Source organism: Vibrio sp. E150_018 (assembly GCF_053544035.1).
On the sequence record NZ_JBHGNY010000003.1, the window covers coordinates 140,111 to 161,987 of the forward strand.

The 21,877-nt window shown below is 41.3% G+C and carries 21 protein-coding genes; 7 read left to right on the forward strand and 14 right to left on the reverse strand.

Features of this window, described 5'->3' with window-relative positions:
• Positions 1 to 45: 45 nt before the first annotated feature.
• Positions 46 to 1,500 (reverse strand): cardiolipin synthase, encoded by a 1,455-nt coding sequence (gene cls, locus ACE3G9_RS05405; protein WP_449218633.1) that lies wholly within the window; start codon positions 1,498 to 1,500, stop codon positions 46 to 48.
• Between the two features lie 535 nt (positions 1,501 to 2,035).
• On the opposite strand from cls, the gene ACE3G9_RS05410 reads away from it, so the two are divergent.
• From ACE3G9_RS05410 to ACE3G9_RS05425, 4 genes are all read left to right on the forward strand, one after another.
• Positions 2,036 to 3,376, forward strand: coding sequence for a sodium-dependent transporter (locus ACE3G9_RS05410; protein ID WP_449218634.1), 1,341 nt, complete (start codon positions 2,036 to 2,038; stop codon positions 3,374 to 3,376).
• A gap of 146 nt (positions 3,377 to 3,522) precedes the next feature.
• Positions 3,523 to 4,230, forward strand: a complete 708-nt coding sequence (locus tag ACE3G9_RS05415) for a TIGR01621 family pseudouridine synthase (protein WP_417879472.1) — start codon at positions 3,523 to 3,525, stop codon at positions 4,228 to 4,230.
• Positions 4,231 to 4,248: 18 nt separating this feature from the next.
• Positions 4,249 to 5,196, forward strand: a complete 948-nt coding sequence (locus tag ACE3G9_RS05420) for a class I SAM-dependent methyltransferase (protein ID WP_417878814.1) — start codon at positions 4,249 to 4,251, stop codon at positions 5,194 to 5,196.
• An 89-nt stretch (positions 5,197 to 5,285) separates the two neighbouring features.
• Positions 5,286 to 5,495, forward strand: coding sequence for a zinc ribbon domain-containing protein (locus ACE3G9_RS05425; protein ID WP_417878815.1), 210 nt, complete (start codon positions 5,286 to 5,288; stop codon positions 5,493 to 5,495).
• 67 nt (positions 5,496 to 5,562) lie between these two features.
• Here ACE3G9_RS05425 and gspS2 read toward each other — a convergent pair whose 3' ends face one another.
• From gspS2 to ACE3G9_RS05475, 10 genes are all read right to left on the reverse strand, one after another.
• Positions 5,563 to 5,961 (reverse strand): type II secretion system pilot lipoprotein GspS-beta, encoded by a 399-nt coding sequence (gene gspS2 / locus ACE3G9_RS05430; protein WP_417878816.1) that lies wholly within the window; start codon positions 5,959 to 5,961, stop codon positions 5,563 to 5,565.
• On the reverse strand, positions 5,961 to 6,260 hold the full coding sequence (locus ACE3G9_RS05435) for a YciI family protein (protein WP_449218635.1): 300 nt from the start codon (positions 6,258 to 6,260) through the stop codon (positions 5,961 to 5,963). Before ACE3G9_RS05435 ends, gspS2 begins: the two co-directional genes overlap by 1 nt.
• A 141-nt stretch (positions 6,261 to 6,401) precedes the next feature.
• A complete protein-coding gene (gene yciA, locus ACE3G9_RS05440) occupies positions 6,402 to 6,800 on the reverse strand; it encodes an acyl-CoA thioester hydrolase YciA (RefSeq protein WP_417878818.1) in 399 nt (132 codons plus the stop codon).
• 116 nt (positions 6,801 to 6,916) lie between these two features.
• Entirely contained in the window at positions 6,917 to 7,459 is a 543-nt protein-coding gene (locus ACE3G9_RS05445; RefSeq protein ID WP_417878819.1) for a septation protein A, read from the reverse strand.
• 140 nt (positions 7,460 to 7,599) lie between these two features.
• Positions 7,600 to 8,406, reverse strand: a complete 807-nt coding sequence (gene trpA / locus ACE3G9_RS05450) for a tryptophan synthase subunit alpha (RefSeq protein WP_449218636.1) — start codon at positions 8,404 to 8,406, stop codon at positions 7,600 to 7,602.
• Positions 8,406 to 9,596 (reverse strand): tryptophan synthase subunit beta, encoded by a 1,191-nt coding sequence (trpB, locus tag ACE3G9_RS05455; RefSeq protein ID WP_449218637.1) that lies wholly within the window; start codon positions 9,594 to 9,596, stop codon positions 8,406 to 8,408. Before trpB ends, trpA begins: the two co-directional genes overlap by 1 nt.
• A 57-nt stretch (positions 9,597 to 9,653) precedes the next feature.
• A complete protein-coding gene (gene trpCF / locus ACE3G9_RS05460) occupies positions 9,654 to 11,039 on the reverse strand; it encodes a bifunctional indole-3-glycerol-phosphate synthase TrpC/phosphoribosylanthranilate isomerase TrpF (RefSeq protein ID WP_417878824.1) in 1,386 nt (461 codons plus the stop codon).
• A gap of 15 nt (positions 11,040 to 11,054) precedes the next feature.
• A complete protein-coding gene (trpD, locus tag ACE3G9_RS05465; RefSeq protein ID WP_449218638.1) occupies positions 11,055 to 12,068 on the reverse strand; it encodes an anthranilate phosphoribosyltransferase in 1,014 nt (337 codons plus the stop codon).
• A 45-nt stretch (positions 12,069 to 12,113) separates the two neighbouring features.
• Complete coding sequence (locus ACE3G9_RS05470) at positions 12,114 to 12,695, reverse strand: aminodeoxychorismate/anthranilate synthase component II (protein WP_417878826.1); 582 nt, start codon at positions 12,693 to 12,695, stop codon at positions 12,114 to 12,116.
• A gap of 10 nt (positions 12,696 to 12,705) precedes the next feature.
• Positions 12,706 to 14,346 (reverse strand): anthranilate synthase component 1, encoded by a 1,641-nt coding sequence (locus ACE3G9_RS05475; protein ID WP_449218639.1) that lies wholly within the window; start codon positions 14,344 to 14,346, stop codon positions 12,706 to 12,708.
• Between the two features lie 524 nt (positions 14,347 to 14,870).
• Between ACE3G9_RS05475 and rnm the strand changes: the two genes are divergently transcribed.
• From rnm to rluB, 3 genes are all read left to right on the forward strand, one after another.
• Positions 14,871 to 15,737 carry an RNase RNM gene (rnm, locus tag ACE3G9_RS05480; protein WP_417878828.1) on the forward strand — a complete coding sequence of 289 codons (867 nt, stop codon included), beginning with the start codon at positions 14,871 to 14,873 and terminating at the stop codon, positions 15,735 to 15,737.
• A gap of 95 nt (positions 15,738 to 15,832) precedes the next feature.
• Positions 15,833 to 16,453 (forward strand): L-threonylcarbamoyladenylate synthase, encoded by a 621-nt coding sequence (locus ACE3G9_RS05485; protein WP_417878829.1) that lies wholly within the window; start codon positions 15,833 to 15,835, stop codon positions 16,451 to 16,453.
• Positions 16,454 to 16,666: 213 nt separating this feature from the next.
• A complete protein-coding gene (gene rluB / locus ACE3G9_RS05490) occupies positions 16,667 to 17,677 on the forward strand; it encodes a 23S rRNA pseudouridine(2605) synthase RluB (RefSeq protein ID WP_417878830.1) in 1,011 nt (336 codons plus the stop codon).
• Positions 17,678 to 17,779: 102 nt separating this feature from the next.
• On the opposite strand, the gene ACE3G9_RS05495 is transcribed toward rluB, so the two are convergent.
• The 3 genes from ACE3G9_RS05495 to ACE3G9_RS05505 form a co-directional block, all read right to left on the reverse strand.
• Positions 17,780 to 18,100, reverse strand: a complete 321-nt coding sequence (locus ACE3G9_RS05495; protein ID WP_027696063.1) for an HI1450 family dsDNA-mimic protein — start codon at positions 18,098 to 18,100, stop codon at positions 17,780 to 17,782.
• Positions 18,101 to 18,317: 217 nt separating this feature from the next.
• On the reverse strand, positions 18,318 to 18,887 hold the full coding sequence (gene efpL / locus ACE3G9_RS05500) for an elongation factor P-like protein EfpL (RefSeq protein WP_417878831.1): 570 nt from the start codon (positions 18,885 to 18,887) through the stop codon (positions 18,318 to 18,320).
• 244 nt (positions 18,888 to 19,131) lie between these two features.
• Positions 19,132 to 21,537, reverse strand: a complete 2,406-nt coding sequence (locus ACE3G9_RS05505) for a DNA polymerase II (protein ID WP_417878832.1) — start codon at positions 21,535 to 21,537, stop codon at positions 19,132 to 19,134.
• Between the last annotated feature and the right edge of the window lie 340 nt (positions 21,538 to 21,877).

Consider the following 21,877-nt stretch of genomic DNA (forward strand, 5'->3'; position numbering starts at 1 on the left):
CCTTATATTTGTTAGAACTTATCGCTTTCTACTAATCATATTGCCTTATAGCAAAGGATTAAATAAGTAGAAGACTCTTTCTAGCATTCGGTGGGCAAAATTACGTTGTTCCCACCTTTCTTTTGAAACTAAGGTAGATTGTTTTAAGTAATTTTCTTGTACCCAATATAACTCTTTGGTGAATTCATAATCATCGACCGCTAGAGTTAATTCAAAGTTAAGCCACAAGCTTCTCATATCTAGGTTAACACTACCTATTAGGCAGTATTGCTGATCAATGACAACGGATTTGGTGTGTAATAGACCAGCATCAAATTGATAAATATGTACACCGGCATCAAGTAGTTCACTAAAGAAAGACTTGGAAGCCCAGTTCACTAATAGAGAATCGTTCTTCTTTGGTATCAATAATTCAACAGTAATACCACGCTGGGCGGTCATTTTGATTACCTGCATTAAGTTGTCACTAGGGACGAAATAAGGCGTAGTAATACGAACCGATTGTTTTGCTTGGTTAATTGCGAGTGTTAAAACTTGCTGAATGAGGTTTTCAGGCATACCTGGGCCAGATGGTACTACTTGAATGGGATGTAGTGCACCAGTATTTTCTATTGTACAAACAGGAAAGGTAGGTAGATGGCGTTCTCCGGTTTCAACCTCCCAGTCCCAAGCATGAATTGAGGCAAGTACATTAACCGTAGGGCCTGTCACCCGAACCATTACGTCAATCCATTCGCCTACGCCAGCATCTTTTTTGAAGTATTCCGGATCAACCATATTCATTGAACCGGTATAGGCAACTTCATCATCAATAGTGATAATTTTACGGTGTAGTCGTAGATCCAATCGACGGAAGAACACACGGAAGGCATTTACTGCTAACGCCTGGCGAATATCAATACCCGCTTCCAACATTAATTTATGCCAATGGCTACGGAAGAATTTAGGACTACCTGCCGAGTCAATTAAGATCTGAATATTAACGCCTCGTTTAGCAGCTTGAATCAGCGCAGCATTGACTGAATCGATTAGACCGCCACTTTGCCAGATATAAAATTCCATTCGAATATTGGTTTGTGCTTGTTCAATATCATCAATGATTGAGTGCAGAATTTTATCCGGTGTGTCCTGTAGCGATAGGGTGTTGCCACACAATGCAGGAATAACGGTGCGGTTGGTACAAAGGTCATGAATTTGCGCCAGTTGTAAATTGAGTAAAGTCGGTTGGTGGGCTTGGCATTCATGTAATTGAGTAAACCATTCACCATAAGGGGTAAACATACTTTGTGATCGTTCGGCGCGCTTACGACCGAGGTTAAGTTCGCCAAATAGAAAATAAAATAGAACGCCAACAAAAGGAATGATGTAAATGATCATTAGCCAAGCAAGCGAGACACTCACGGCACGGCGCTTAATCACAACACGAATGGTAACCCCTGCGACGAGAAGCCAATAACTAATCACACCTGCTAGCGCAACAATTTGATAGAACTTTTCCATTTATTCCTTTGATATCACCGACTTCACAGATCTCGATACTACCATTATTTGGTTTGATATTTGAATCATATCAGATTGGTTTGAAAGGTGCTTACATTCCTTTGCCTAAAGGTTAGATGGAGCTCTGAATTCAGCTTCTTGAAGTCTCGTGAGTACATATTGTTGTCGTATGAAAGGAGGGCACTTTGTTATAAATAATATGGGTTAGTTAGACCAATCAGAAAATGAATGGATAGTTAACGCTATACCTAAATAACTTCATTAGCAAAAATTGCTAAATTAAGCGACCAGAGTGATTGATGTTAATCAATTGTTGCGTGAAGTTCTGATGTGTTATGAGGGTTTGATGATTTTATGCTCAAATATCCTCTTAATTGCACTTTTTATACTGCTTTAACTTTAAATCCACCACATAAACTGTTCTACTTGCAACCTTATTGATAAAATTCATATTGGTCGTGTGTAAATTAATTTTTACATGACTGTAAGTTATAATAATTATTGGCTTTAAGCTTAAAACACAACGGAAAGTATTATGGCGTCAGGTTCACGTGCTCAGTTTAGTTCTAAATTGGGTTTTATTATGGCAGCAGCGGGATCAGCTGTTGGATTAGGAAATGTTTGGGGTTTCCCAACACAAGCAGCAAGTAACGGTGGAGCCGTTTTTTTGATTGTGTACTTGGTGATGGTCGCAGTTCTTGCTCTACCTATGTTGATTGCAGAATTAACCATTGGTCGTTATGGACAAGCGAGCCCGTTACGTTCGGTTGCAAGTATTTGGCCTAAGCGTAGTAAAATGCCTGTTGGCTTTGGTTTACTTGGCTTGTTAACGGCTTTAATGATCTTGAGTTTTTATTCGATTATTGCCGGTTGGCTTGTTGGTTATTTAGTGAGTCCAATACTAGATTTGATCGGACTACATACTGCAGCAAATTGGTTAGAATCATTTAACCTTGAAAGAAACCTAGTACTTGCCTTGGTGTTTATTGGTTTAACCATGAAGATCGTGATGAGTGGAGTAACGGATGGAATCGAGCGTTGGTCATCTCGTTTAATGCCGCTGTTGGTTGGTTTATTCATCGTCATGATTGTCTATATTTTGACTCAAGATGGCGCAATGGACGGTTTAAAAATGTATCTTGTTCCTGATGTCTCTCATTTCAGTGCTGATTTATTAGTAGGTGCTATGGGACAAGCCTTTTTCTCATTATCTCTAGGTGTGACGGTAATGATGGTTTATGGCTCATATCTGCCAAAAGACATTAATATTCCAAAAACCGCGGCGCAAGTGGCCGCGATTGATACGGGGATTGCATTTGGTGCGGGTTTGCTGATTCTACCAGCAATGTTTGTCGCACAAAAACACGGTGTACAGATTTATGATCAAGCGGGTCAGTTATTAAATTCAGATACTTTGGTTTTTACTGTTTTGCCTGCTATGTTCGACTCGATGGGAAGTGTTGGTGTTATTGTGAGTATCCTATTCTTCGCATTAATGTTAATTGCAGCATTAACTTCATCGATTTCAATGCTAGAAGTGCCGGTTTCATGTGCGATTGAAGAGCTTGGTCATTCTCGAAAAAAAGCTGTTTGGTGGATTGGTGGTGTTGCTCTAGTGCTTGCGGCAGCAATTGTTTTTAACTTTGGAACTTTATTCGGTCTCGTTATTACCGTTTCAACCGTTTACCTACAGCCTTTACTAGGTCTTGTTTGGGCCATTTGTGCGGGGTGGGTGTGGAATCGTGCAGGTTTATTGGAAGAGATTCGTCAAGGTAACCCAGATGTTGAGGGTAGCTTTTTCTGGAAAGTGTGGCCAAACTATCTGCGTTACGTATGCCCAATTTTAATGGGATTAGTATTCTGGGTGACAATCTAACTTATCCTCTTTTTTTATTGCGTTAAGTGCCTCGTTTTTACGGGGCATTTTTTATGGGGAATTTTTTGTCTGTCAGATCGGGCTGTCATTCAGTATTGAAACAAGGCAAGGTATACTTCAGCCTCTCTTTATCCGGTAAGGTTTTTATGTTCGATATTCTGTATCAAAATACCGAGTTTTTAGTCATTAATAAACATTCGAATGTCAGTGTGCATAAAGATGATGGTGAGACTTCTTTATTAATTGAAGTGGCCAAATCAGAAATGGTTGAATTAACGGCAGAGCAAAAACTCTATCTAGTGCATCGTTTAGATAAAATGACATCGGGAATTCTACTTCTCGGTAAGCATCAGCAGGCGGCTAGTGAGTTATCGCAACTTTTTGCCAATCGTATGGTGAGCAAATTTTACCTTGCGATTGGGGTGAAAAAGCCAAAGAAAAAACAAGGGTTGATTTCTGGCGATATGGTACGTTCTAGGCGTTCTAGCTGGAAGTTATTAAAGAGCCAAGATAATCCGGCTAAAACACAATTCTTTTCATTGGCAGGAGAGAATGGACAGCGTCTGTTTTTATGTAAGCCGCATACTGGTAAAACTCATCAGATTCGAGTGGCGCTCAACTCTATTGGCTCATCGATTGTAGGGGACGATATCTACACCCCAAGCAACAAAGCTGATCGCGGTTATTTGCATGCCTATTGTTTGTCGTTTGAATATCAAGGGCAAACGTATGAGTTTGTTTGTGATCCAAGCCAATATGAACATTTAGGCCAAGAGTGGCAAACCGAAGTCGCCAAGCAAGCAATTGATCAATGGAATAAACCATCTAGCCTCAATTGGCCAATAATTAAATAATTTATAAGTGAATCAATCATGGAAATCACACAGTTAAACACTTTTTTTGAGCATATCAAACAGCAACTACCACTTTGTGAAGGTGAGATGCGGCGTTTATTTCACGGCCGTGGTCAAACCTTTCAAGGCTTAGAGCAGATCACCGCTGATTGGATTGGCAAACAATTAATCGTGACGTTATTTAAGCCCGTTGAAGACGACTTTAATCAAGCGTTGAAATTAGGCTTAACCGAACTCTTTGCTAGTGATGTTTGGCAATCAGCTGGTGGCACGGGGATTGGTTTGCAGCATAGATACCAACATGGTGCGCCGTTTGAAACGATTACTGGTGAGATTCAAGAGAATACAATTGGCATTGAAAATGGTCTTAAATATAAGCTTGTACTGGGTAAAAACCAGAATATGGGTATTTTCCTAGATATGCGTATAGGGCGTCAATGGGTACAAGAACGCTCGAAAAATAAACGTGTATTGAATCTATTTGCTTATACCTGTGGTTTTTCAGTTGCAGCGAAAGCCGGTGGTGCTGCTCAAGTGGTTAATGTGGATATGGCAAAAGGTGCGTTATCTCGTGGCCGTGACAATCACAGACTAAATGAACATGATATGTCGGATGTGACTTTCATGGGCTACGATATCTTCCGTTCATGGGGAAAAATTACTAAATATGGTCCTTATGATTTAGTGATCATCGATCCACCATCTTTCCAAAAGGGCAGCTTTGCTTTAACCAAAGATTACAAACGCATCTTACGTAAGCTACCGACGTTGCTGAATGAAGGTGGCGAAGTGTTTGCGTGTGTGAACTCTCCAGTGGTGAGTGAAGACTTCTTAATTGATTCAATGGCAGAAGAAGCGCCTGAACTGACGTTTGTTGAGCGATTAGCCAACCCGGAAGAATTTGCTGATGTCGATGATCAAGCAAGTTTGAAGGTAATGATATTTTCATCAAAAGCAGAAAGTTAACCGGCTGAATTTTAGGTAAATTCCTACTGGCAATATTTGTAAAATAATGCATGATTAAATGAAACTATTTGATCCAAGGAAGAGAACCTATGCCATTAGTTCAATGCCCTATATGTGATAAATCGATATCAAAACGAGCGCATGCTTGCCCAAGTTGTGGTGAGCCTGATCCATTTAATAGCCGAGCTAAATTCAAGGCATTGACAACGGTACTCTGGATTGTGGCAATTGTTGGTGGGGGATACCTGTTTTGGGTTTATGGCCTACCTATGTTGATTGATTTAGCCCATAAGTTATAAAAAATTAACCCCCTAATGAGAAGATCACTAGGGGGTTAATTGTATCTACTAGTTAATCGCGTTTAGATTAACTTTCGTCTTCTACTTGCTGGCAAGTTTGTTCGCTAATGCTTTTCTCAACGAGCATTTTTCCACGTTCGCTACGAATGGTGATATTATAAATTACACCTTTTTTCAAAACGGAACGGACTTCATTACTTTTACAATAAGTCTTTACACTTGCGTCGACTAAAGCTGTAGGTGATACGGTGCCTGAGCTGTTGTAAATCATTAGTAGCTCAACAACATTTTTATCTGACTTTGCACTCATTACATTCAGCGGGCCGATTTTGTAAGGTAGTCCAGCTTCAATCACGCTAGCACGGTGATCGGCCATCATTTCTACTTCACTGGGCGTTGATGAACAACCGAGTAATAAGGTTGCGCTGAATAGAGCGAGTAGGGGTGTTTTCAAAGACATTTTCATTATGGTAATACTTTCTTAAATGGTTTGACGATAACTTTCTCATAAACGCCAGCATCAATATAAGGGTCAGCATCTGCCCATGCTTTGGCGTCATCAAGAGAGTTAAATTCTGCAATTACCGTTGAACCGGTAAAGCCTGCTTCGCCTGGATTCTCTGAGTCAATCGCAGGCATTGGGCCAGCGACTAATAAGCGACCTTCCTCTTGTAATTGGACTAGGCGAGCTAAGTGACGGTCACGAACGCTCATTCGTTTTTCTAATGAGTTCTCAACATCCTGAGAAAAAATAACATACCACATGGGAAGAGTCCTTTATGTTGAAATTCAAGGTAAGAAGTTAATATACGCGGCTCAAAAAAATAAGGCTACCATTTGACAGTAAAACTGCGCTTGATAGCCTTATTTTGTGTTGTATGCCCAATAAGGATAAACAGGTTAATGTTATTCAGGTTTTACTGCACGAGGTTTACCATCTGCATCAATAGCAACGTAATTAAAGGTGGCTTCACAAACTTTGTTCTTTTCACCTATACCGTTTAGGCTAACAGATTTAACCCATACTTCTAGTGCGATAGACATTGAAGTACGACCAACCTTAATGCATTCACCATAACAGCATACCACATCACCAACTTTTACTGGTTGTTTGAATGTGATACTTGAAACCGAGACTGTCACAACGCGGCTGTTGGAAAGTTCTTTGGCTAAAATAGCGCCGGCTAAATCGAGTTGAGACATGATCCAGCCACCAAAAATATCGCCATTAGCATTGGTATCCGCAGGCATTGCAAGAGTACGAAGTACCATAGAACCACGAGGGGACTGAGGTTGAGAGCTCATAATATGTCCTAAATAAAAATTCCATTACAGTTATACCCAATGAACTTAGGTGTATAAATTATGACAGTATTGGAATAACAATCAATTATTCATCAAGCTATATGTCGATAGTTTGTTCAGCTTTCTTCTTTATTTTCTTTAGGCATATGCTTATAGACGTAAACACCTGAAAGAATTGTAAAAGCGAAGGTGGCGATTAACAGGCCAAATACTTTAAAGTTGACCCATACATCAAGCGGTAATTCGTAAGCCACGTAGATATTTAATGCGGCACATACAGCAAAGAAACCAACCCAAGCAAGATTCACTCGTTTCCAAACGCTATCCGGAACGGCAATTTCTTTGCTTAACATGCCTTTGATAACTGGCTTTCCTAAAAAATCAGAAACTAATAAACCAATAGCAAATAAAGCATAAATGATAGTGACTTTCCATTTGATGAAGTTGTCGTTATGGAAAAACAACGTCATACCACCAAAGATGGCCACCATGGCAAAGGTGATGAGCTGCATTTTTTCTACTTTCTTATATAAGAAATAGATAACGCCAACTTGGATCGCAGTTGCGACAATTAAGGCACCTGTTGCGACATAGATGTCATAACTTTTGTAGAGAAAAAAGAAAATAATCAGTGGAATAAAATCAATAATTTGCTTCATGCGAGTGTGTTACCGTTTTTTGTTATATCAATAATGCGCCCAGTCTAACCAATCCGGTCAGAATGAAAACCATTTCGAGATGTTTTGCTACAAAAAAAGAGCCATCTGGCCCTTTTTTGCTTAAATACGACTTTTAGTACCTATTTCTGAGTTGCATTTTTCATCGATATAACAAAATCATTAAGCTCTGACAGCATGATATCTGGCTTAGTTAGGTTACGCTCGATAATTTTTACTACCGCTGAACCCGAAATTGCACCTGCTGCTCCCGCTTGGATCGCTTCTGAAACTTGAGCTGGCTCTGATATGCCGAACCCAAGAATCGCTGGTGGCGCATCAAATTGATTTAAACGCTCAAGCAACTCATGAACAGGCATGCCTGCTTTGGTTTCGGTACCTGTTACACCTGCACGCGAGAGCAGGTAGGTATAACCTCCACCAAGGTTAGCAACTTGTTCTAGTGTTTCAGGGCTACCATTTGGCGGAGCAATAAAGATGGGGTGAATGCCGTGTGCTTTGGCAGCTTTGACAAATGGTTTACTTTCACCAGTTGGAACATCGGCAACCAATACCGAATCAACACCAGCTTGTTGACAGCGTGAATAGAAATCATCTAGGCCACGTACATACACTAGGTTGGCATAAACCAGTAGGCCAATCGGCGTATCTGGATGTTGCGCACGAATTTTACTGATTAAATCAAAACAGATACTCGGTGTGGTATTCGATTCTAATGCACGAATATTAGCACCTTGAATAGTTGGGCCATCGGCGGATGGATCAGAAAAAGGGAAACCTAGTTCTAACGCATCGGCACCGGCATCAACTAAGGTTTGAATGATCGCCAGCGATTGCTCTGGGTTAGGATCACCAATAGTAACGAAAGGAACAAAGGCACCTTGGCTCTTTTCATTGAGCTGAGTAAATAATTGTTGATAACGGTCCATTATTGTGCTCCTTTCTGATCTAAAATCGCTTGTACAGTGAAAATATCTTTATCACCACGACCCGATAAATTAACCACTAACAATTGTTCTTTTTCAGGTTCTGTTTGTGCCATTTTAAGCGCATGAGCAAGTGCATGGGCAGATTCTAGGGCAGGGATAATACCTTCATTACGTGCCAAGCTTTGGAAGCAATCGAGCGCTTCATCATCGGTGATTGATTCATATTGAGCACGGCCAATTGAATTTAAATGGGCATGTTGTGGACCAACTGATGGGAAGTCTAATCCAGCCGATACTGAGTAAGACTCTTCAATTTGACCATTCTCATCTTGCATTAATGGTGACTTCATACCGAAGAAGATGCCGGTGGTACCATGCTTAAGTGGTGCACCATGTTGGTCTGTATCTATACCTTTACCCGCTGGCTCTACACCAATTAGGCGGACATTGGTTTCTTCAATGAAATCGGCAAACATACCAATCGCATTCGAGCCGCCACCAACACACGCAATCACAGCATCGGGTAGTCGTCCTTCACGAGCAAGGATTTGCATTTTGGTTTCTTCACCAATCATGCGCTGGAATTCACGTACAATCGTTGGGAAAGGGTGAGGGCCAGCGGCAGTACCTAGTAGGTAGTGCGCTTTATCATAGCTAGCAGACCAATCACGTAGCGCTTCATTACAGGCATCCTTTAAGGTTGCTGAACCAGAGTGTACTGGGATCACTTCAGCGCCCATCATGCGCATACGGAATACGTTCGGGCTTTGACGCTTAACATCTTTCGCGCCCATGTAGACTTTGCATTTCAAATCGAGCAAAGCACACGCTAGTGCTGTTGCAACACCATGTTGACCAGCACCAGTTTCCGCGATGATTTCTTTTTTACCCATGCGCTTAGCCAGTAGCGCTTGACCAAGTACTTGGTTGGTTTTATGTGCACCACCGTGCAGTAGGTCTTCACGCTTTAGATATAGTTTGGTTTTAGTGCCTTTAGTCATGTTACGACATAAGGTTAATGCAGTAGGTCGGCCCGCATATTCTTGCAATAAACCCATAAATTCAGCTTGAAATTCAGGATCTTGCTGAGCATCAATAAACGCTTGTTCAAGTTGATCCAATGCTGGCACCAAAATTTGTGGTACATATTGACCACCGTATTCACCAAAATAGGCATCTAATTTAGCCATAAAAATATAATCCTTGTTAATTATCAATGACGGAGTATTAATCTCTGCGTCATTAATTTAATAATTTCTTAATGCCTTAAACGCGGCTTCTAGTTTCTGTGGATCTTTTTTACCGGGTTCACTTTCAACGCCGGAGTTAAGATCTAAACCGATACAACCAAGTTGTGCGGCTTCTTCGATATTGTCAGGTGATAAGCCGCCTGCAATCATAATGCTTTGACGATGACTCGTTGACGTATTGCCTTTGTTTAAAAGGTCCCAATCGAAACTCATTCCAGTTCCTCCTGATTGATTACCTACTTGAGAATCTAATAAATGTTTATCAACGTGTTGCTCTAATAGTATTGGTAGCTGATCGGACACCCCATAAGCTTTCCAAATTTTAACGCTTTTTGGTAGTAGTTGGCGTAATTCAGCGACTTGTGCTTGTGTTTCTGCGCCATGAAGTTGAACCGCAGCCAGACCCAGTTGATTAGCAGTTTGAGCGACTTCATCCATCGATTGATTTTGGAATACACCCACATAATGTAATGGCGCGCCACTCATAATCAATCGAGCGTCTTCTATGCTGATTCGACGTTTAGATTTAGCGGCAAAAATAAGCCCACCATAAACACTACCAGAACGGTAGACTAGGTTTGCATCGTCTGGGTGAGTCAGTCCGCAGACTTTATTTTCGCCTAAAATGACACGACGAACTGCCACTTCTAAATTCTCTTCCGACATTAAAGAACTACCAATTAAGAAACCATTCGCAAACTGTGATAGCTCTTTCACTTGCTGATGGTTGTGAATGCCTGATTCAGAAATCACCACAGTATCTTTTGATAAACGAGGTGCGAGTTCTTTAGTGCGTTCAAGAGTAATGGATAGATCGCGTAAGTTGCGGTTATTGATGCCGACGACCTGCGCTTTCAATGCAATCGCACGTTCTAATTCTTCTTCATTACTGACTTCGGTTAAAATGCCTAGGTCTAATGATCGAGCCACTTCTGCTAGCTGCTGATACTCTTGATCGTTAAGTACAGAAAGCATCAACAGAATCGCATCGGCTTGATAATAACGAGCAAGGTACACTTGGTATTTGTCGATCATAAAGTCTTTACACAAGACAGGTTGCGTAACTTGCTTGCGTACTTGAGGTAAAAAGTTGAAATCACCCTGGAAGTATTTCTCATCGGTTAATACCGAAATAGCGCTAGCATGATTAGCGTAGACCGATGCAATGTAGTCTAAATTGAAATCTTCACGGATTAGGCCTTTTGATGGTGACGCTTTTTTACACTCTAAAATAAATTCAGTTTTGCCAGTATGCAATGCTTGATAAAAGTCGCGATCGCTTGGTTGCAAATCTTGCTTGAATGATTCTAAAGGTTGTTGAGCTTTACGTTCTTCAACCCAAATGCGTTTATCCGCGACGATTTTTGCTAATACGGTTTCCAATTCCTTTCTCCTCGATTATCCGTGCGCGGCAAGTTGAGTAACAAGCTGGTACGCTTTGCCTGAATTCATAACCTCAATAGCTTGTTGAGTGTTAGCTTTTAAGTCTTCTTGGCCAAATAGACGCAACAGTAGCGCAACATTCACGGCTACGGCAGATACCTGTGCTTCGGTTCCTTCGCCATTTAAGATTCTAGTGATAATGGCACGGTTCTCTTCTGGTTCGCCACCTTTAATTGCTTCGAGTGGGTGACTATTCACGCCAAAATCTTCTGGGGTTAAGGTATATTCAATAATTTCGCCGTTTACGATTTCATTCACTAGGGTTGAGCCGTGAATAGCCACTTCATCAAGTCCACTACCATGCACTACTGCCGCGCGTTTTATTCCCATACTTGCCATGGTTTTGGCGATAGGGCGAACTAAGCTTTCATCATAAACGCCCATTAATTCAATATTTGGGCGAGCCGGATTAATTAAAGGACCAAGTAAGTTAAAAATGGTGCGAGTTTTCATCGCTTGGCGTACTGGCATTGCGTGACGCACACCACCGTGGTATTGCGGTGCGAATAAGAATGCTACACCAATGTTCTCCACCGCAGATTTAGTATCTTCTGGGCTCATGGCGAGGTTAATACCAAAAGAATCGAGTAGGTCAGAGGAACCTGATTTACTTGATACGCCGCGGTTACCATGTTTGGCGATTTTTACTCCACAAGCGGCAGCCACAAAAGCGGCGGTGGTTGAAATGTTAATGGTATTGGAACCATCACCACCAGTACCGACGATATCGGCAAAATCGCCTTCAATGCTTGGAAATGGAGAGGCATTTGCTAGTAAGGCTTGAGCGGCCCCTGCGATTTCTTCCGGCGTTTCACCTTTAATTTTTAATGCAGTTAATACCGCGCCCAATAGAATAGGATCCATTTCGCCTTTGATAATGGTATCGAAAAGGGAGTGGCTTTCTTTCTCGCTTAAATTGCTTTGGGCATATAGCTTGTCAATGATCTTTTGGTTGCTGTTGTTTTGCATAATTAAATCCTTGTAATAATTTTTCTCAGCTCTCAGCTCTCAGCTCTATTTTTCTAATGCCCAACGAATTGTGTTTTCTAATAATGTCGCACCATAGGTCGTCATAATGGATTCAGGGTGAAATTGAAAGCCGCAGACTTTGTCATTTTCTTCAACCACTGACATGACTAATCCATCAACTTGCGCCGTTACCGTTAGCGCGTTACTCACATGAGTGGCAACCAAAGAATGATAACGAGCAATCGCAAAAGGTGACGGTAAGTTCTGGTAGGTTGGGTGCTTGTCATGCATCATCATCGAGACTTTGCCATGAATGATCTCACCTGCGCCAGCCACCGTACCACCGTAAGCTTCAACAATCGCTTGGTGACCTAGACAAATACCAATTATTGGCACTTTACCCTTCAAACGTTGAATTAGCTCAGGCATACAACCTGCTTCAGATGGTACGCCTGGGCCTGGTGAAAGCACGACGACCGGGTTTTCTAGTTGATTAACGGCTTGTTCAATGGTTTCCGCTGATAAGCTATTACGGTAAATAGTAACGTCATGGCCTAGTGTGCGAAATTGGTCAACAAGGTTGTAGGTGAATGAATCAAAGTTATCAATAAAAAGAATGTTCGCCATGATGATCACCTTAACCTTGTTGACTGTGAGTTGAGTTAGCTTGATGCGCGAGTTGAATAGCGCTAATACAGGCTTGTGCTTTGCCGCGAGTTTCATCCGCTTCCGATTGTGGGTCTGAATCAAACACTACTCCAGCACCAGCTTGTATATGAGCTACGCCGTTTTCAACATAAGCGGAGCGAATCACGATACAAGTATCAAGGTCACCTTCACCGGTTAAGTAGCCAACTGCACCGCCATAAGTGCCGCGGCGTTGTTGCTCTACATCACGAATCAACTGCATGGCGCGAATTTTTGGTGCCCCAGTTAATGTGCCCATATTCATACAAGCTTGGTAGGCATGCAGTGCATCAAGGTCACAACGCAATTCGCCGACTACGCGTGATACTAAGTGCATGACATGGCTATAACGATCGACTTTCAGTAAATCGGCTACGTGACGAGAGCCAGCGGTAGCGATCCTTGCGACATCATTTCGAGCGAGATCGACCAACATCATGTGTTCTGCATTTTCTTTTTTATCGTTACGCAGTTCCAATTCGATACGGCTATCAAGGTCAAAGTTAATTGAACCATCGGTATTTTTTCCACGACGACGGGTACCGGCAATTGGGTAGATTTCGATTTGCTCATTATCCGCATCGTATTTCAATGCGCTTTCTGGTGATGCACCAAATAAAGTAAATAGCTCATCTTTCATGTAGAACATGTATGGGCTTGGGTTGCTTTGTTTTAAAGCTTTATAGGCCGCAAGCGGAGAAGGGCAAGGGAGTGAAAAACGGCGTGATGGCACGACTTGGAAAATATCCCCTTTAACCACAAACTCTTTTAAGTCACGAACGATTTGGCAAAAGTCTTCATCTGAAATATTGGTTTCCACTGACATGTCCGCTACTTCCGTTGCTTGTGGAAGTGGGGCAACATCGGTGCAGTGTTCAGCAATATTGGCTAGGCGTTGCTTTAATTCAGCTTGGATGCTGTTAGTACTATTAAAGGCGGTCGCTTGTACGCTGCAATGTTGGGTTTGGTGATCGAAAATCATCAAGGTTTCTGCTACGTAGAAAACATAATCAGGGCAGTTATCAATGGATTTTGCATCACCGAGATCTTCAAAATTGGAGACGAGATCATAAGCAAACGAACCTCCAATAAAGATAGCCAGTTTTTTATTGGCACCGAGTGAATCAGGAAGTTGCAGTAAATCAAAGCTATGTTGAACGACACGCAGAGCATCAAAGCTAGAAGATTGACGTAGACGAGAATCTTCATCAATTGCATCGTTAGGCGCATCGAAAGAAAGGGTTAATGCTTTGTCGGTTGCTTGAGTGAGTACACTACTGGTTAAATTTGCTTTGACCGCTTGCAGTAAGTTTTGTCCATTTAAGCTTTTTGCTGTCATGGTAACTTGATGACCACGACATTCAATACGTACTGCAGCATCAATAAGAAGTAGGCTTTTTAGGTTCTCTTTTGAACTGATTTCGGCGCTTTCAAGCAATAAACTATTTTGAGTTTCCAGTGCGTTATCATTGATACATAAAGCATGAAAAACTTGCGTTGGGTCTTCGAGGTAAGGGGTGTCCACTTGAAACACCTCAATTGGGTGTTTGTGGTTGATCTTATCTTGATGAATCTTTGCTGCCTTATTCATAAGACTTCCTTTAATCATGTATTAAAATTCCGTTTGCTTTCACACGTTTATTATGAGTTATAGCGTGTTCAGTGTATAAACTTTGTTTATCATATTTCGTTATTTATCCACGAGTTATTTGTAATGTTTGTGGACTGGGTTAAGAGAAAACAATGTGATTGTTTATAAAATATTCAATTGTAAATAGACAATAAAAAGCCCGCATCTGAGCGGGCGAAGTAGCTTAATCAATCAATAAGTTATGATTACTCTTTTTCCTTCGCCACGATGATATGTGCCAAATTCGCCAACCATTGAAATGAAGGTTTGAAGCAGTCGAAGAAGCGTCCTCAGATAAATCATGAGAATGGGCTACAGTCGAATTTAGAATAATGTTATTATCTTGTAACACATTGCTTGCCATATTCGCTTCCGCTTTATCTTGTCGGGTTATCCCTTAAGTTCTTGTGTACTAGTAAACTAGTTCATTGGTTTTGAGTCAAGCTTTTTTATTTATTAATCTCAATGTAAGGCCATTTATTTTCATGAGAATCGATCTACACAGTCATACGACATGCTCTGATGGACGGTTAAGCCCGCAGCAACTACTCGATCGTGCGGTTGAAATGAACTTAGATGTTTTAGCGATCACCGATCACGATAGTGTCGATGCGATTCCTATGGCACAAGATTACATTACTGAGCAATCTCTACCTTTGCATTTGATCACGGGTATTGAGCTTTCGACAGTATGGCAGAATAAAGATATTCATATTGTTGGGTTGGATATTGATCTTCAGAACCCTGCATTGCAGCAATTAATTGAATCGCAAAAGCAACGACGAGTTGAACGCTCTGAATTAATGGCCGTTCGCTTGGCAAAACACACCAGGGAAGGAGTGTTGGAAGAAGTTCAGGCGATTGCCAATGGCGCATCGATTACGCGCTCTCATTTTGCCAAATGGTTAGTTGAAAATGGCTATGCGAAAACCATGCAGCAAGTGTTTAAAAAGTATTTAACCCGTAATAATCCGGGCTATGTTCCACCAGTATGGTGCAGTATTGAAGACGCGGTTTCCGCAATACATGCCGCTGGAGGTGTCGCGGTTTTAGCGCATCCAGGACGTTATCAATTGACAGCTAAATGGTTGAAGCGTTTAATTGCAGCATTCGTGGCTGCTGGTGGTGATGCGATGGAAGTTGCCCAACCTCAGCAAGCTCTACAAGAAAGAAGAACATTAGCCGACTATGCGATTGAAAATGGTCTACTTGCTTCGCAAGGATCGGATTTTCATTATCCATCACCATGGACAGAGCTTGGTCGTAATTTATGGTTACCGTCTGGTGTTGAACCAGTCTGGAAAGATTGGCAGCAGATTGCACATTTAGAGTTTGGGACGGATAAAGCCTAAATCTAAGCTTAATAGAGAGTGAACCTGATCTCGCCAATGTGATTGAGTCGAAAATTGAATCTTAGACTTAATCTTTATCTCAATTAGGAGTATCAATGAGCCAATTTTTTTATCTACACCCAGAAAACCCACAAGCTCGATTGATTAATCAAGCAGTTGCAATCATTCGCAATGGTGGGGTAATTGTTTATCCTACGGATTCTGGTTATGCACTAGGTTGTCAACTTGAAAATAAAACTGCTTTAGAGCGTATTTGCCGCATTCGTAAAATCGATGATAAGCATAACTTTACTTTGTTATGTCGCGACCTTTCTGAGTTATCACTTTATGCCCGAATCGATAATACCGCCTTCCGTCTTTTAAAAAATAACACTCCGGGCGCGTATACCTTTATCTTTAAAGGAACCAAAGAAGTACCACGCCGTTTAATGAATGCGAAACGTAAAACGATTGGTATTCGTGTTCCAGATAATAAAATTGCGCTGGATTTACTAGAAGCACTGGGTGAACCATTAATGTCGACTACCCTGATTTTACCGGGTAATGATTACGCAGAGGCTGATCCAGAAGATATTCGCGATAAATTAGAGCATTCGGTTGATTTGATCATGAACGGTGGTTTCTTAGGTGAACAACCAACGACAGTAGTTGATTTTAGCGATGATGAAATGGTGGTTGTTCGTCGTGGTGCAGGCGACCCAACGCCATTTGAATAAAGTTCATTTGCTATACTTGATTCCTACATTTAATTGTGGGGCTTTGTTGTTTAAACATTCAGGTATCTAACAAACTAGTGTATACTCTGCTGCCTTTTCTTAATCTTATGATAATTAAAGAAAAGAAACTAATTTTAATTTATTGTTTTATAAAGCTAATTTTAAATTAAGCAATAAAGACGGCTGTGAAGTCGACAAATAATAGGTATATAAATGAGCGAAAAGTTACAGAAGATTTTAGCCCGTGCAGGTAATGGCTCTCGTCGTGAATTAGAAGCGATGATTCAAGCTGGCCGTGTGAGCATTAATGGACAAGTGGCCAAACTAGGCGACCGATTGGAAGATGACAACGCCATCGTTCGTATTGACGGCCACAAAGTGTCAGTAAAAGATTCTGAAGAAGTGATTTGCCGAGTTCTTGCTTACAACAAGCCAGAAGGGGAGCTATGTACTCGCCACGATCCAGAAGGTCGTCGTACGGTATTTGATCGCTTACCAAAAATTAAAGGTTCTCGTTGGGTTTCGGTTGGCCGTCTTGATGCCAACACCGGTGGCTTATTGCTCTTCACAACTGATGGTGAACTCGCTAACCGACTAATGCACCCAAGCCGTCAGGTGGAACGTGAGTACTTAGTCCGTGTATTTGGTGAAGTAAACGAAGAGATGGTTCGTAACGTTACTAGTGGTGTTGAACTTGAAGACGGCATGGCTCGTTTTGAAGATGTTGTCTACGCTGGTGGCGAAGGTATGAACCATACTTTCTATGTGATGATCACTGAAGGTCGTAATCGTGAGGTTCGTCGTTTGTGGGAATCTCAAGGGGTAACCGTTAGCCGTCTGAAACGTGTTCGTTATGGTGAAATTTTTCTAGAGAAAGCATTACCACGTGGTGGCTGGGTTGAGCTTGAGCTTAAAGAAGTGAACTACTTGCGTGAAATGGTTGATCTTAAACCTGAAAAAGAAACATTAATTGACCCTGATAAGCATTCTCGTAAACGTGAACGTTCTCGTGGTCAGAAGATCCGCCGCGCGGTGAAGCGTCACGAAGAGCGTTCAACTGCACCAAAAGGTCGTGGCCGCAATGCTTCTCGCGGTAATGTCGCGACTAAAGGCACAACCACCAATAAAGTTAACAATGGTGAAGCAGTAGGCGGTCGTCAAGGTAAGCAGACGAATCGTCGCAAGCCATCATCTACCGCTGGTAAGCCAAGAACTCGTCAGTAATTGAAATACTGATTACGGATATTAAAAGGGCCCATCAAAATTACTTGATGGGCCCTTTGTTCGTTATGCATTTATAGAAATGGGACTATACCCGACCGAGTATTAATCTCTTTTCCACAAAATATGGCAAAATTTATTGTCAGGGTCTCGGCTAATTAGCATGCGAGCAAACACATCATCCAAAGCATCATCGGCTTCATTGACCAATCCTACTTTTACTTCCGCGTAAGTCTCTTTATCAACCTCAAAGCCAACGTGTTGAGCCCAGTCATCACCTGTTTCAACTACTTCAGCTGCGCCGCGCTCTTCAAATTGCATTGTGAATAAGATGACATCTGCTGCTTCTAGGTTATCTGGTGCCATTTCCAAAAAGATGTCATAGCCGACTTCGATTACGTCATCGTAAGAGATTAAATCTGTCATTATTGCCTTAAATATACTTGGTTAATGTATTTCATATCAGTTAAAAAAGTGGTCAAACAAATAAGATTAACCGCTATACCCAAAGTAATTGGAGTTACAGTGAGGCGACAAGTGAATGAGGCCCCATGAGCATAGCTCGCCTATGTGATTGGGGCGAATGAACGCCGTCAACAAAGCTGTAGCTTCAAATACGAAGGGTATAGTTATTTTTTAATAATTAGTCAGCACGGCCCATGAACTTACGTTCAGCGGTATTAACTTTAATTTTGTCGCCACCTGAAATGTATTCAGGTACTTGAACAACAAGGCCAGTCGAGAGAGTTGCAGGTTTAGTACGGGCACTTGCTGATGCTCCTTTAATCGAAGGTGATGTCTCGACGATTTCTAGTTCAACACTTGAAGGAAGCTCAACCGCTACAGGCTTATCGTTTACGATTACAACGCTTAAGCCTTGAGTTTCTTCGTTAAAGAACAAGGCTTCATCTTCAATCGTTTCTTTATTGAAGTGATAAGGCGTGTAGTCTTCATTATCCATGAACACGTACTCATCACCATCAATGTACGAGAACATTACGCTGTGACGGCTAAAGTCAGCCAGAGTGAGAATCTCATCAGCTTTGAAGCTTTCATCTGATTTAGCACCAGTTGCTACATCGTACATACGCATACGGTACAGACTTGCACCCGCACGGCCACTTGGCGTTAATTTGCTGATTTCACGTACAGAGAATACACGACCGTTTAGTTCTACAACGGCATTTTTTTTAATATCACTAGCTTTAGGCATGATTTTTCCTAAGTTATATCTAAGAAGCACAGAGGCTCTTGGTGTTTGAAAGTATGTTTGAGCGAGAAAATATCACGATCTTAACTTAATACCAAAAATAATTATTAGTTTAGCTTATACCCAAAGTAATTGGAGTTGCAGTGAGGCGACAAGTGAATGAAGCCCATGAGTTTAGCTTGTCTAAATGATTGGGGTGAATGAGCGCGTCTAACAAAACTGCAGCTTCAAGTATGAAAGATATATATTAAAATAGACCAATTTGCGGTGCGATGATCGACTCAAAGTCTAAGCCGATAAAAGGCAAAATTGCATCGGCAACCGGTTTAATCTGTTTATCAATATAATGTTGATAATCGATAGGGCTTTCTAAGTAGTCTTTAGGCTCTGGGCCATTGAGCGTAAACAAATATTCTATTCTACCTTTATTTTGATATTGCAAAGGGCGGCCTAGGCGAGCATTCTTTTCATCGGCTAAACGTGCTGCCCTGACTTGTGGCGGAATATTTTTCTGATATTCACTTAGTTTGCGGCGTAGGCGTTTTTGATAGACAAGATTATCGTCATAAACCCCATTTTGCGTATCTTCAACATATTGGCGAATAAAGGTTTGTGGGTCTTCATCATGAAAGATCATAGAATACAGTTTGTGTTGGAAGTGATGTGACAGTGATGTCCAGTCAGTGCGAGCACTTTCCAATCCTTTGAATACCATCTTTTCTTTTCCATCGGTATTGATAAGACCACAATAGCGTTTTTTTGACCCAGTTTCAGAGCCGCGAATGGTAGGCATTAAAAATCGTTGATAATGGGTTTCGTACTCAAGCTCTAGGGCCGATTGCAGGTTATAGTTATCTTTAATATGTTCCTGCCACCACAAGTTAATTTCTTTAATCAGCTTTTGGCCAATTTGATCGGCTTGTTGCTGACTGTGAGGCTCAATTAAAGAGACAAACAAAGAGTCAGTATCCCCATAAATTACTTGATAACCTTTCTCTTCGATTAAGGCTCGAGTTTGCTTCATGATCTCATGGCCACGCATCGTAATAGAAGAGGCTAACCGAGTATCAAAAAAACGACAACCAGAAGAGCCGAGTACGCCGTAAAATGAATTCATAATGATCTTAATGGCTTGCGAAAAGGCCGCTTCATTATTTTTCTTGGCGATATCTCGCGCTGCCCACAATTCTTCAATCATATTAGGTAAAAAGTGTTTGCTACGGTGAAATTGTCCACCGCGAAATCCTGAGACGGCTTGATGTTCTTCTTTACCTATTTCAAGTTTTAAACCTTCAACTAACCCCATCGGGTCAATGAGAAAGGTGCGAATAATTGAAGGGTAGAGTGATTTAAAATCAAGTACTAGCACAGAATGATAGAGTCCGGGATCAGAATCCATCACGTAACCACCAGGACTAGCGAACCAGTTTTCAGAGTGAAGATTTGGCGCGATATAACCGGCACGATGCAATTGAGGCAAATACAAATTGGTAAAGGCAGCAACTGACCCACCAATACGATCAAGCTCTACACCGGTTAACCGTGAGCGTTCAATAGCAAATTGCAGTAAATGAGTTTGCTCAAAAATGCGCGTGACTAAACGGCAATCTTGTAGGTTATAAGTGGCAAGAGAAATTTTATCTTCGCGGAATTGGCGATTGATTTCATCCATACGATTAAACGGATCATGGATGATTTTGCCTTCACCGAGTAGGTTTTGGGCCACAGATTCTAACGTCCACGAATTAAAGTGATAAGTCGCGGTTTTTAAAGTATCGATGCCATCTAAAACCACTCGGCCCGGAATAGAAACAAAACCTTGCTGAGTATTATTGGATTGCCTGAAATACAGCTTTTGTTGCGCTCGACCTAGTTTCAGAGGCAGTTTATGCCATTCCGCTCGCTTGGCTAATAATCGACAATCAAAATCAATCACATTCCATCCAATGATGATATCGGGATCAAAGTGTTCAAACCAATCGACTAAGGCGGTTAAGAGGGCGTATTCGTTTTCTACCCACTGAATGTTAACTTCTGCGTCATACTCCTGTGGCGAACCAATCATGATGACTCGACTGTCCATTTTTGAATCGAGACCAACCGAATACAAGATGCCTTTTTCTGAACATTCGAGATCTAAAGAAACCACCGTGAGATTAGGTTGATAGGATGTCGTTTTACAGCGAGCTTGTGTGACTTTCTTATAATGCTTCTGCTGTGAAAACTGACCGGTAAATTGAATGCCTCCGCGGATAAATCGTTCCATTAAGTAGCGGTCGGTTAGGCGGATATCATCTTCAAAGCAATCGATATTTGATTGAGTTAAGACGTTTTTCGCTTGGTTGGTTAATTGAATGGTGCCAAAGTAACAGGCACAAATCGGTTGCTGGCTAAAAGTTTTGAGTGCAACAGCTTGAATTTCAAAGGGGATGTTTTGTTGTTTTAATGCATTGCTAACGGCCTGTTGGTGTTCTTGTAAGACGAAAAACACACTTCGCTCGGCGGCAATTAATAGTTGGGTCGGGCCGCTATCGGTTGCGACCCAAAGTTCAATTTGCGTCTGGGAGCCAGAATGGTGTAAATCACGAGCTTGTCGTGTCAGCACAAAGCCTTGGTCGATATTGGCGGTATTGATGTCTGATGAACCATTCAAGTGAAAATCTGTCCAGAGTTGTTAAGTGAGAAAGAAGCGGTTAAGTGCTAGCATGATAACAAACTGATTGAGAATGGTGCGAGCTTTCATTGATCTTGATTGGAAACTAGACGGATTAGAACTCTAAAACCGGACTACCCTCAACATGGTAATATTAAATGCCTATTTTATATTAAATCTGGTCTTGCATTCTTGAGTAAACCATTAATAATACATTTGTAATTACTTGATTTCATAAAGCTTACTTTAAGTAATTTTAATCAATCAATTCACATAGAAGACGATATCTATGATGTGTTAGTCACAAAATAGTACGGATTCTGAGATTAACAGTCATTTT